Consider the following 10,966-nt stretch of genomic DNA (forward strand, 5'->3'; position numbering starts at 1 on the left):
GATGCGCTCGCGCGCCATGTCGAGCCAGGCGTGCAGATGGGTGTTTTCAGGGAATAATTCCTTCATCTTGGCGTCGGTCTTGTAGATGTCTTCCGGATCGCCCGACAGCGCCACCCAGCGGAATGGCCCGATGCCACGGCAGAACAGCGGGCGGATATAGGCGGGAACGAAACCGGGAAAGGCAAAGGCGTTTTCCAGCCCCTCGTCCTGAGCGACCTGGCGAATGTTGTTGCCGTAATCGAGTGTTGGAACACCGGCATTCCAGAAATCAACCATCGCCGCAACATGAGCCTTCATACTGGCACGGGCGGCTTTTTCAACAGCTTTCGGATCGCTTTCCTGCTTCTCGCGCCATTCGGCCACGTTCCAGCCCTGCGGCAGATAGCCATGCAACGGATCGTGGGCAGACGTCTGGTCGGTGACGATGTCAGGACGGACACCGCCAGCCTTCATGCGCTCGGCGAGTTCGAGAAAGACATCGGCTGCGTTGCCGAGCAGGCCAACGGATCTGGCTTCGCCGGCCTTGGTCCATTTGTCGATCATGGCCAGCGCTTCATCCAGCGTCTTGGCTTTTTCGTCGACATAACGGGTGCGCAGGCGGAAATCGATGCGGGTCTCGTCGCACTCCACGGCGAGACAGCAGGCGCCGGCCATCACGGCTGCCAGCGGCTGGGCGCCGCCCATGCCGCCAAGCCCACCGGTGAGGATCCACTTTCCGGTCAGGTCGCCGTCATAATGCTGGCGTCCGGCTTCGGCGAATGTCTCGAAAGTACCCTGAACGATGCCTTGCGTGCCGATATAGATCCACGAGCCGGCAGTCATCTGGCCGTACATGGCAAGCCCACGCTTGTCGAGTTCGTTGAAATGATTCCAGTTGGCCCAGTGCGGCACCAGATTGGAATTGGCGATCAGCACGCGCGGCGAGTCGACATGGGTGCGAACCACCGCCACCGGCTTGCCCGATTGCACCACAAGCGTCTCGTCGTCGTTAAGTTCCTTCAGGCTGGCGATGATCTGGTCGAAATCCTTCCAGGTGCGCGCGGCGCGGCCAATGCCGCCATAGACAACCAGCTCATGCGGGTTCTCGGCCACATCCGGGTGAAGATTGTTCATCAGCATGCGCATCGGCGCTTCGGTGAGCCAGCTCTTGGCGGTGATCTCGGGTCCGGTGGGCGGATAGACGTCGCGTTGATTGTGTCTCGGATTGGTCATGATCGGGCTCCCAGTGCAGGTGCGATGTCGCGAAGTGAGGTGAGGATTGTCCTGAGATGAACACGCAGCCGTTCTGCCCTGGCCGGGTCATAGTCAAACGGCAGGGCTTCGGATTTGAGATGGGTGCTCTGCGCCAGTTCCATCTGGATGGCGTGGATATTGTCGGCCGGGCGGCCGTATTGGCGCGAGGTCCATCCGCCCTTGAAGCGGCCATTGAGAATGCTCGAATAGCCTTCCGCTCCGGCGCAGATGCCCGACACAGTTCCTTCGATCACCGGTGCACAGGTTTGTCCGTTGTTGGTGCCGATGTTGAAGTCGGGCAGCGTGCCCTCGAACAGGAACGGAATCTTGGAGCGGATCGAGTGGCAATCATAGAGGATAGCAACGCCGTGTTGTGCACGCACCCGTTCCAGCTCGGCTTCCAGTGCCGCGTGATAGGGCGCATGCCAGGCGAGCCTGCGCGTCTCGATCTCGGTGGCATCCGGCGCATCAAGCCATAAGGGCTTGCCGTCAAAATCAGTCATAGGCACCAGCCCGGTGGTGTTTTGTCCCGGATACAGGCTGGCGCCGGAGGGATCGCGGTTGGCGTCAATGACGTAGCGATGGAAATTGGCGCGCACCGTGGTGACGCCGTCAAGCAGGCCATCATAGAGCCGGTCAACGTGCCAGTCGGTATCGGACAGCGTCTGTCCCAGCGGCGTCAGCCGCGCGAAAATGTCGTCGGGAACATGGGTGCCGGTGTGCGGCAGACCGAGAACGATCGGACCATCGCCGCGCCTGACCTCGACCGGGGTCATGCCGCCTCTCCCGCGAGCAATCCTGCCACATCGCATTCGCTCTGAACCCTGCCTTCGGCCACCAGTGCCGCTGCCCGGGCGATGTCGCCGGCCATGAACCGGTCATCGGTCAGCGTGGCTATTTCGGACCGGATCAGATCGAGCGCTTGCTGCAACACCGGGCTCGTTGTCAGCGGGGCGCGGAATTCGACGCCTTGTGCTGCGCACATCAGCTCAACGCCGACGATGACATTGAGATTGTCGTTCATCCGCTTGAGCCGTCGTGCGCCGTGGGCTGCCATCGAAACATGGTCTTCCTGATTGGCCGAGGTCGGTGTGGAGTCGGTCGAGCAGGGATTGGCCAGATGCTTGTTCTCGCTCATCAGCGCTGCCGTGGTGACTTCGGCGATCATAAGCCCGGAATTGAGCCCCGGGGCCGGGGTCAGGAACGGCGGCAAGTCGAAGGACAGCGTCGGGTCGACCATCAGCGCGACACGGCGCTGGGAAATGGCGCCGATCTCGGCGATTGCCAACGCGATCTGATCAGCGGCGAAAGCCACCGGCTCGGCATGGAAGTTGCCGCCCGAGACAATCTTGCCTTCAGCAACCAGCACCAGCGGATTGTCGGAGACGGCGTTGGCCTCGATTTCGAGCGTTTGGCCGGCAAAGCGCAACAGGTCCAGTGCAGCGCCCGCCACCTGAGGTTGGCAGCGGATGCAATAGGGATCCTGGACGCGGGTGTCGCCGTCACGATGGCTTTCACGGATCACCGAACCGGCCATGACCGCGCGCATGGCGCGGGCGACGTCGATCTGGCCACGATGGCCGCGGTAAGCATGAATGCCAGCTTCCAGCGGTGCGGTCGAGCCCATGATCGCATCTGTCGACAGGCAGGAGGAGACCACACTGGCCTCGAGATTGCGGATTGCGGAGAAAAGCCCGGTCAGCGAACAGGCCGTGGAGAATTGCGTGCCGTTGATCAGGCCGAGACCTTCCTTCGGCGCCAGCACTGCCGGCTCGACTCCGGCTTGCTCGAGTGCCTTGGCCGCAGGCATGCGTTCGCCCTCGAAGATCGCCTCGCCTTCGCCGATCATCGCAGCCGCCATATGGGCCAGCGGCGCCAGGTCGCCCGATGCGCCGACCGAGCCCTGACTCGGGATTACCGGAGTGACGCCTTTGGCCAGCATGTCCTGGATCACCGAGAGGGTCTTCCAGGTGATACCGGATGCGCCGCGCCCGGCGGAGAGCAGTTTGAGCGCCATCATCAGACGGGTCGTGGCCACATCAAGCGGTTCGCCGACGCCGCAGCAATGCGACAGGATCAGATTGCGCTGCAATTGTGCGGTATCGCCGGGCTTGATGCGAACGCTGGCGAGCTTGCCGAAACCGGTATTGACTCCATAAACCGCCTCATCGCCGGCGGCAGCCTGGCGCACCAGATCGGCGGCGGCCTCGATTCCCGGCAAGGCGCTGTCGTCGAGTACCACGGCAGCGCCGGTGCGCCAGATCTGTTCAAGCTGGCCAAGCGTGGCCCGGCCGGGGAAAAGTTTGAGCGTCAAAGCTTGCCTCCAAAAATCCGCTTCCAGAGCGGGTTGAATCCAATGCGGTACGCCAGCTCTGCCGGATGTTCGATGTCCCAGATGGCTAAATCGGCCCGCAGACCGGGCTTGATCATGCCGGCATCGTTGAGACCCAATGCACGGGCCGCATTGCGGGTCACGCCGGCCAGCGCCTCTTCCGGCGTCATCCGGAACAGGGTGCAGGCCATATTCATGGCGAGCAGCAGGGACGACATCGGAGACGAGCCGGGATTGCAATCGGTGGCCACGGCCATCGCCACGCCGTTCTCGCGAAACGCATCGATCGGCGGGGCTGCGGTTTCGCGCAAGGTGTAGAACGCGCCCGGCAGGATCACGGCGACGGTTCCCGCCTCAGCCATGGCCTGAGCGTCCTGCTCATTGGCATATTCCAGATGATCGGCGGACAGAGCACCATAGTCAGCCGCGAGCTTTGCCCCACCAAGATTGGAAAGCTGTTCGGCGTGCAACTTGACAGGAATTCCGAGCGCCTTTGCCTTGTCGAAAACTCGGGCGATCTGCTCCGGCGAAAAGGCAATGCCCTCGCAAAAGCCGTCAACCGCATCAACCAGCCCTTCGGCATGGGCCGCAACAAGTCCCGGAATGCAGACATCATCAATATAGGCGTCGGCCCGGCCCTTGTATTCGGGTGGAACCGCGTGCGCCCCGAGATAGCTGGTCTTGACCCGGACCGGGCGTTTGGTGGCGACGGCTCTGGCGGCGCGCAGCATCTTCAGTTCGTTCTCAATATCGAGGCCGTAGCCGGATTTGATTTCGATGGTGGAGACACCTTCAGCGATCATGGCGTCGACACGGTTGAGCGCTCCGGCAAGCAGATTGGCTTCCGATGCCGTCCGCGTGGCGGAAACGGTGGAGACGATACCTCCGCCGGCTCTGGCAACCTCCTCATAGGATGCACCTTCGAGACGCATCTCGAATTCCTTGGCGCGGTTGCCGCCATGCACCACATGGGTGTGGCAATCGATAAGGGCGGGCGTCACCAGCCTGCCCTCGAGATCGACCGGCTCTTGAGTGCGAAAATCGGCTGGCAAATCGCTGGACGGTCCAGCCCAGGCAATCTGGTTTCCTTCCATAACAATAGCCCCATGCCTCACCAGCCCGTAAGCCGATGGGCCGTCCATCGTCGCCAGTGTCGCGTTGATCAGAAGCATCTTTTTCGCCATTGTTATGTCCGCCTATTTAAACTATAAGTATGTACATATTATTTTGTCAAGAGGCGTGAGAGCATGGCGACAGTGTGGGCGGAGAAGGCATTGCTGCGGGATGGCTGGGCAGAAAATGTCCGGATCGAAATCAGCCCGGACGGCTTGATCGAGACAATCCAAACCGGGCAGCCGGCGGAGGGGCACAGAACCGGCGTGCTGCTGCCTGCACCGGCCAATTGCCACAGCCATGCCTTCCAGCGGGCCATGGCCGGACTGACCGAAAAACGCGGACCCGACCCGTCAGATTCCTTCTGGACCTGGCGACAGCTGATGTTCCGGTTTCTCGACCGGCTGACGCCGGAGCATGTCGAGACAATCGCTGCCTTCGTGCAGATGGAGATGCTGGAAGCCGGTTATTCTGCCAATGTCGAATTCCATTACCTGCACCACCAGCCGGGCGGGCTGCCCTATGCCAATCTGGCAGAAATGGCGGAGCGGATTGCCGCCGCCAGCGTCACCACCGGCATGGGGCTGACGTTGCTGCCGGTGCACTATCAATACGGTGGCTGCGACAAGCGCGCGCTAGGGTCGGGACAAATCCGCTTTGGCAACACGCTCGATGCCTATGCAGAGCTTCATGCAAAGTCTGCGGAAGCTATTGCCCACCTCCCCGCGGACAGCCGCATCGGTGTGGCGCCGCACAGTCTCAGGGCAGTGGCGCCGGAGGATCTGGGCCACCACGTCCGCCTGGCAGGCGACACCCCGCTGCACATGCATCTGGCCGAACAGATCGCCGAAGTGGAGGAAATCCAGGCGGCCTATGGCAAACGCCCGGTGGAACTGGTGCTCGATTCGATGGAACTGAACGAGCGATGCTGCTTTATCCACTGCACCCAGATGCTGAGCCACGAAACCGACGGCCTGGCCAGAAGCGGCGCGGTCGCGGGGCTCTGCCCGATCACCGAATCAAGTCTGGGCGACGGCATCTTTGATGGTGTGCGCTGGTTTGAGAACGGGGGTTCGATTGCGATCGGTTCGGACTCCAACATCCGCATTTCGCTGTCGGAAGAACTCAGGACCCTGGACTACTCGCAGCGCCTGCGCGACCACTCCCGCGCGGCACTTGCCACCCCAGACAAATCGACCGGGCGCAGGCTGTTCGATGCGGTCAACGCCGGCGGAGCGACTACCTCTGCCCGCAACCATGGCAGCCTTGCCATCGGAAAGCTTGCGGACATGATGGCTCTGAAGGCCGATGCGGTCGATCTGATCGGCAGGGGCGGCGACACCATACTGGATTGTTATGTGTTTGCCGGCGACGATCGCATGGTAGCGGACGTATGGTCGGCGGGCCGCCACATGGTGACTGAAGGAAGCCATATCGGACGGGAGGCCATCGTCTCGGCCTATGCCAGGACGATGAAGGAGCTTGGAGAGGCGATTTGAGCGGAGGAGAATTCAACAGCTGGCAATCGGTGCAGACGGAAGTACTGCGCCGGATCAATGCCCGCGAATGGAAGCCGGGCGACTTCATTCCGAACGAAGCCGAATTGTCGATCGAATTCGGCTGTGCAAGGGCGACCGTCAACCGGGCGCTGCGCGGGCTGGCTGAATCCGGACTGCTCGACCGCCGCCGCAAGGCCGGCACCCGGGTGGCGCTCAACCCGGTGCGCAAGGCAACACTTGATATCCCGGTGATCCGCTACGAGATCGAAGGCAAGGGCCAGACCTACCGCCACACGGTGCTGGACCACCACCGCGCCGTGCCGCCGTCCGGCATCAGAGCGCGCATGCAGACCGAACCCGGGGTCAAGCTGGTGCATCTGGTGACGTTGCATCTGGCTGATGGCAAACCCTATGTCTTCGGCGACCGCTGGATCAACCCTGCGGTCGTCCCCGGCATCGATACGGCCGACCTTACGGTCAAGAGCGCGAATGAATGGCTGGTGGCCAACATCCCATTCGAGGGCGGCGACTTCTCGTTTTCAGCAATGACGGCCGGCAAGCGAGAAGCGGAAATCCTCGCCTGCAAGGAAGGCGAAGGCCTGTTCGTGATTGACCGCAGCACGTGGAACAAAGGACAGGTGATCACTTCGGTGCGGCTGACCTTTGCGCCCGGCTATCAGATGCACACGCGGATCTGAACAATAGCCGCCGGTCTATTTGCCCTTCCAGACCGGATCGCGCTTTTCGGTGAATGCCCTGAAGCCTTCCAGATTGTCTTGCGACCCATAGAGCGTATCAACCGTTCGCAATTGCCGTTTGGTCACTTTGTTCATGGTGTCCTGGAATTTTTCGCCTTCTGCTTCGCGGACCACTTCCTTGATCGCGGCAAAAACAAGCGGCGGACCCGATGCCAGCAACCTGGCCATCTCCCATGCCTTGTCCATCAACTCGTCGCTCTTGTGAATCTGATTGACGAAGCCCCAGCGGTTGGCTTCGGCGGCGTCGAGCCAGCGACCGGTGAACAGCATCTCCATGGCGATATGGTAGGGGATGCGCTTGGGCAGCTTGATCGAGGCGGCGTCGGCCACTGTGCCCGACCGGATCTCGGGAAGCGCGAATGTCGCGTGTTCGGCAGCCAGAATGATGTCACAGGACAGCGCGATCTCCAGTCCGCCGCCGCAGCATATGCCGTTGACGGCGCCGATCACCGGCTTGTTGAGATGCGGCAGTTCCTGCAGCCCGCCAAAGCCGCCGACACCGTAATCGCCATCAACCGCGTCACCATCATTGGCCGCCTTCAGATCCCAGCCGGGGCAGAAGAATTTCTCGCCCGCGCCGGTGAGGATGGCAACACGCAGATCGGGGTTGTCGCGGAAATCGCGGAACACCTCGCCCAGGATCCGGCTGGTTGCGAGATCGACGGCGTTGGCCTTGGGCCGGTCAAGCGTGACTTCGAGCACGTGGCCAACGATGCGGGTCTTGACGGGTCCGGTCATGGTGTGGGTTCCTTTTTCATTCAACAACGTTCAGGCGGATCAGCGCGTCGACTGCGACGGCATCGCCGACACGGGCGATCAGCGGATTGACTTCGAGTTCGACAAGATCATCGGCATGGGCGGCGGCATAGTGACAGATCGAAAGCACTCCGTCGCAGAGCGCTACCATGTCGGCTGCGGGTTTGCCGCGATAGCCGTCCAGCAACCTGCCGATCCGCAGGCCTCTCAGCGCGGTCTCGATGTCGATCCGGCTAGCGGGCAGCAAGAGACTGGCTGTATCGGCCAGAAGTTCCGTCAGCACGCCGCCGGCACCAAGTGTCAGCAGGAAGGTGCCGGTGGGATCACGGGTTATGCCGACAAGCACCTCCGCAAGGCCGCCGACGATCATCTCCTCGACCAGAAACCCTGTTGCGGCGCCGCTCATCTGGCTGGCCGCAGCCGCAAGAGCCGGCGCATCGGGAATGTCGAGCGCAACCAGACCGGCCTCGCTCTTGTGCGCTACACCGGTGCCCTTCAGAACCACGGGAAACATCATTCCGGCCGCAATTTGCATCAGATCTTCGACCGATCGCGCCGATAGCGATTGCGGAATCTCGAGCCCGAACGCGCACAGCGCATCCTTCGACGCGGCTTCGCTCAGGATCGAAGATGCTCCCGCCGTATCCTTTGCCAGCCATAGCGGTTCGCGAAGCTGATCTTCGAGACGCCCCGCGGCAATCGCTGCAGAGATCGCAGCAATGCCCTCGCTCATGCCATGCAGGACAGCAACGCCGCCTTGCATGAAGCTGCCGGTGAAATGATCCGACATGTTTTCGGGCAGGCTGACCAGCACCGCAACCCGGGCACCGGTGAGCGCCCTGGCAGCAATGATGGCATCAACAGCGCATTGATAGCCGGACGGATCGCAGCGGTCCGCGCGCGGCATGTCGAGAATGAAGACGGTGAGATCGAAACTCTCGGCCATGACGGTCGAGAACACCCGCGTCATTCGTTCGGTGTCGCCCCAGATGAAGGTGTGATAATCCAGCGGATTGGCGATGGTGACGATCGGACCGAGTTCGGCTTTCAACGCAGCCCGCTGGCTGGCCGCGAAATCGGTGAAATCCAGATTTGTGCTGCCGCTCAGATCCGCCATCAGACTGGCTTCGCCGCCCGAGCAACTGACCGAGCAGACCGAAGCGCCCGGCAGCGGGCCGATCACGTGCAGAAGCTTCAGCGTTTCCAGAAACACCGCAATGGTTTCGACCTCGATGATGCCGAGCCGTTCGAGCAATGCCGAGCCGGCGGCAGCACTTCCAGCCAACGAGGCGGTATGGGTCATGGTGGCCGCACGGGCCTTGTCGGAGCGGCCGATCTTGATGGCGACCACCGGCTTGCCTTTGGCGCGCGCCTTGGCGGCAAAGGCTTCCAGCGCGCGAATGTCGCCAAAGCCTTCGAGATAGAGACCGATGGCGCTGACCCGGTCATCGTCGAGCAGTGCCGATGCAATGTCGCTGGCGCCGACCTGGGCCTGATTGCCTGCCGCGACCACATAGGCAATCGGCAGGCCACGGGTCTGCATGGTCATGTTGATGGCGATGTTGGAAGACTGGGCGACGATGGCTACCCCACTCTCGACCGGCAAGCCACCGTGCTGATCCGGCCACAGCGTCACATTGTCGAGATAGTTGATCAGGCCGTAGCAATTGGGCCCGAGGATCGGCATTTGGCCTGCGGCCCCGACGAGCCGCGCCTGCAGGTCCGCCCCGCCGGCCGCTTCTGTTTCGCTTTCGAGAAAACCGGACGCAAAGCAGGTCGCCCCGCCTGCCCCCATGGCGCTCAGCCTTTCGACCACCTCGATTGTCGCATCGCGGTTGACGCCAATGAAACTTGCATCCGGCACGCCCGGCAGATCATCAATGGAGGCGATGCAGGGCACGCCAAGAATGTCGGTGCGTTTCGGATGGACCGGCCAGATATCGCCATCAAAACCGGACTTCTTCAGTTGCGCCACAACGTTGACAACCCATCCGCCGCCAAACAGCGCGATCGATCTGGGTCTAAGCAGGCGGGAGAGATCGGGTTTCATGGTCGTGATCAGGCTCCGAACGGGCGCAGCAGAGACCGCGATATGATGTGGCGCTGGATTTCGGATGTGCCTTCCCAGATGCGTTCGATGCGTGCATCGCGCCAGATGCGTTCGAGCGGCAATTCATCCATCAGGCCCATGCCGCCATGGATCTGGATCGCCTCGTCGGCGACCATGGCCAGCATTTCGGTGGCCTTGAGCTTGGCCATTGCCATGTCGGCGTCGGACGCCGTGCCCTGATCGAATTTCCAGCCGGCTTCGAGAATCATCAATTCGGCGGCCTTCATTTCCATCGCCATGTCGGCGAGCTTGAACGAGACGCCCTGGAACTTGCCGATCGGCTGGCCGAACTGTTCGCGCGTTGCAGCCCATTCGACCGAATGCCCGAAAGCACGGTCGGCGCGGCCGAGGCAGGTGGCGCCGACCTGAAGCCGTGTTGCGCCGAGCCAGGTGTTGGCGACTTCAAAGCCCTTGTGGACTTCGCCCAGCACATTTTCGGCCGGGATGCGGCAATTGTCGAATTCGAGGATGGCGTTGGTATAGCCACGGTGCGAGACATTGCGGTAGCCGTCGCGGACCTCATAACCCGGCGTGCCCTTGTCGACGAAGAACGCGGTGATCAGTTTCTTCGGACCGCGCGGTGTGTCCTCCTCGCCGGTTGCCATGAAGGCAATGGTGAAATCGGCAATGTCGGCGTGGGAAATAAAGTGCTTGGTGCCGTTGAGCACCCAGTCCGTGCCATCCTGTTTGGCGCTGGCCTTCATGCCACGCAGATCCGAACCGGCGCCCGGCTCGGTCATGGCGAGGCAATCCCATTTCTCGCCCGCCACGCAAGGCTCGAGATACCTTGCCCGCTGCTCGGACGTGCCGGCGCAGAGGATGTTGGACGGGCGCGCAACGCAGGTCCAGTGCAGCGCGTAATTGGCGCGGCCAAGCTCCTTCTCGTAGAGCAGCCAGGTCGGGGTATCGAGGCCGGCACCGCCGAATTCTTCGGGAATATTGGCGGCGTAAAGACCAGCAGCGATCGCCTTCTGCTGGATCTCGCGCACCAGATCCATGTCGAGATGGCCGGTGCGTTCAACCTGGGCTTCGTGCGGATAGAGTTCATTCTCGACGAAAGCCCGTGTGGTCTCGACGATCATCTCCTGTTCCTGGGTCAGTCCAAAATCCATGCTCTCACACCTTCGGGTCGGGGTTTTCAGTGTGGCCGTCCACTGCGATCACC

Annotated in this window: 9 protein-coding genes; 2 read left to right on the forward strand and 7 right to left on the reverse strand. The window is 61.9% G+C overall.

Annotated elements, in window-relative coordinates; genetic code table 11:
• The 4 genes from hutU to hutI form a co-directional block, all read right to left on the reverse strand.
• Positions 1-1,212 (reverse strand): urocanate hydratase (hutU, locus tag ABJN75_RS17655; protein ID WP_348440897.1); only part of this gene is annotated, 1,212 nt, incomplete at its 3' end.
• Positions 1,209-2,009, reverse strand: coding sequence for an N-formylglutamate deformylase (hutG, locus tag ABJN75_RS17660; RefSeq protein WP_348440898.1), 801 nt, complete (start codon positions 2,007-2,009; stop codon positions 1,209-1,211). The genes hutG and hutU, both read right to left, overlap by 4 nt.
• The gene (hutH, locus tag ABJN75_RS17665) at positions 2,006-3,547 is read right to left on the reverse strand and encodes a histidine ammonia-lyase (protein WP_348440899.1); all 1,542 of its coding nucleotides are present in this window, start codon (positions 3,545-3,547) and stop codon (positions 2,006-2,008) included. The genes hutG and hutH overlap by 4 nt, the downstream gene beginning before the upstream one ends.
• Complete coding sequence (gene hutI, locus ABJN75_RS17670; protein WP_348440900.1) at positions 3,544-4,749, reverse strand: imidazolonepropionase; 1,206 nt, start codon at positions 4,747-4,749, stop codon at positions 3,544-3,546. Before hutI ends, hutH begins: the two co-directional genes overlap by 4 nt.
• 63 nt (positions 4,750-4,812) lie before the next feature.
• Between hutI and ABJN75_RS17675 the strand changes: the two genes are divergently transcribed.
• Both ABJN75_RS17675 and ABJN75_RS17680 read left to right on the forward strand, forming a co-directional pair.
• Positions 4,813-6,177: a formimidoylglutamate deiminase gene (locus ABJN75_RS17675; protein WP_348440901.1), complete on the forward strand. Its 1,365-nt coding sequence runs from the start codon at positions 4,813-4,815 to the stop codon at positions 6,175-6,177.
• The gene (locus tag ABJN75_RS17680) at positions 6,174-6,875 is read left to right on the forward strand and encodes a GntR family transcriptional regulator (RefSeq protein ID WP_348440902.1); all 702 of its coding nucleotides are present in this window, start codon (positions 6,174-6,176) and stop codon (positions 6,873-6,875) included. Before ABJN75_RS17675 ends, ABJN75_RS17680 begins: the two co-directional genes overlap by 4 nt.
• Before the next feature lie 15 nt (positions 6,876-6,890).
• Here ABJN75_RS17680 and ABJN75_RS17685 read toward each other — a convergent pair whose 3' ends face one another.
• From ABJN75_RS17685 to ABJN75_RS17695, 3 genes are read right to left on the reverse strand one after another with little or no spacing between them, the layout of a single operon-like run.
• Complete coding sequence (locus ABJN75_RS17685; protein WP_348440903.1) at positions 6,891-7,673, reverse strand: carnitinyl-CoA dehydratase; 783 nt, start codon at positions 7,671-7,673, stop codon at positions 6,891-6,893.
• A gap of 16 nt (positions 7,674-7,689) precedes the next feature.
• Positions 7,690-9,741, reverse strand: a complete 2,052-nt coding sequence (locus tag ABJN75_RS17690) for an acetate--CoA ligase family protein (RefSeq protein ID WP_348440904.1) — start codon at positions 9,739-9,741, stop codon at positions 7,690-7,692.
• A gap of 8 nt (positions 9,742-9,749) precedes the next feature.
• Entirely contained in the window at positions 9,750-10,913 is a 1,164-nt protein-coding gene (locus tag ABJN75_RS17695; protein WP_348440905.1) for an acyl-CoA dehydrogenase family protein, read from the reverse strand.
• Between the last annotated feature and the right edge of the window lie 53 nt (positions 10,914-10,966).

This window comes from Hoeflea sp. (assembly GCF_039975035.1).
GTDB lineage: Bacteria > Pseudomonadota > Alphaproteobacteria > Rhizobiales > Rhizobiaceae > Hoeflea.

Excerpts from the sequence above, each read along its gene's own strand:
- hutG (WP_348440898.1), bottom strand. The coding sequence starts at position 2,009 with ATGACCCCGGTCGAGGTCAGGCGCGGCGATGGTCCGATCGTTCTCGGT.
- hutI (WP_348440900.1), bottom strand. The coding sequence starts at position 4,749 with ATGGCGAAAAAGATGCTTCTGATCAACGCGACACTGGCGACGATGGAC.
- ABJN75_RS17675 (WP_348440901.1), top strand. The coding sequence starts at position 4,813 with ATGGCGACAGTGTGGGCGGAGAAGGCATTGCTGCGGGATGGCTGGGCA.
- ABJN75_RS17685 (WP_348440903.1), bottom strand. The coding sequence starts at position 7,673 with ATGACCGGACCCGTCAAGACCCGCATCGTTGGCCACGTGCTCGAAGTC.
- ABJN75_RS17690 (WP_348440904.1), bottom strand. The coding sequence starts at position 9,741 with ATGAAACCCGATCTCTCCCGCCTGCTTAGACCCAGATCGATCGCGCTG.
- ABJN75_RS17695 (WP_348440905.1), bottom strand. The coding sequence starts at position 10,913 with ATGGATTTTGGACTGACCCAGGAACAGGAGATGATCGTCGAGACCACA.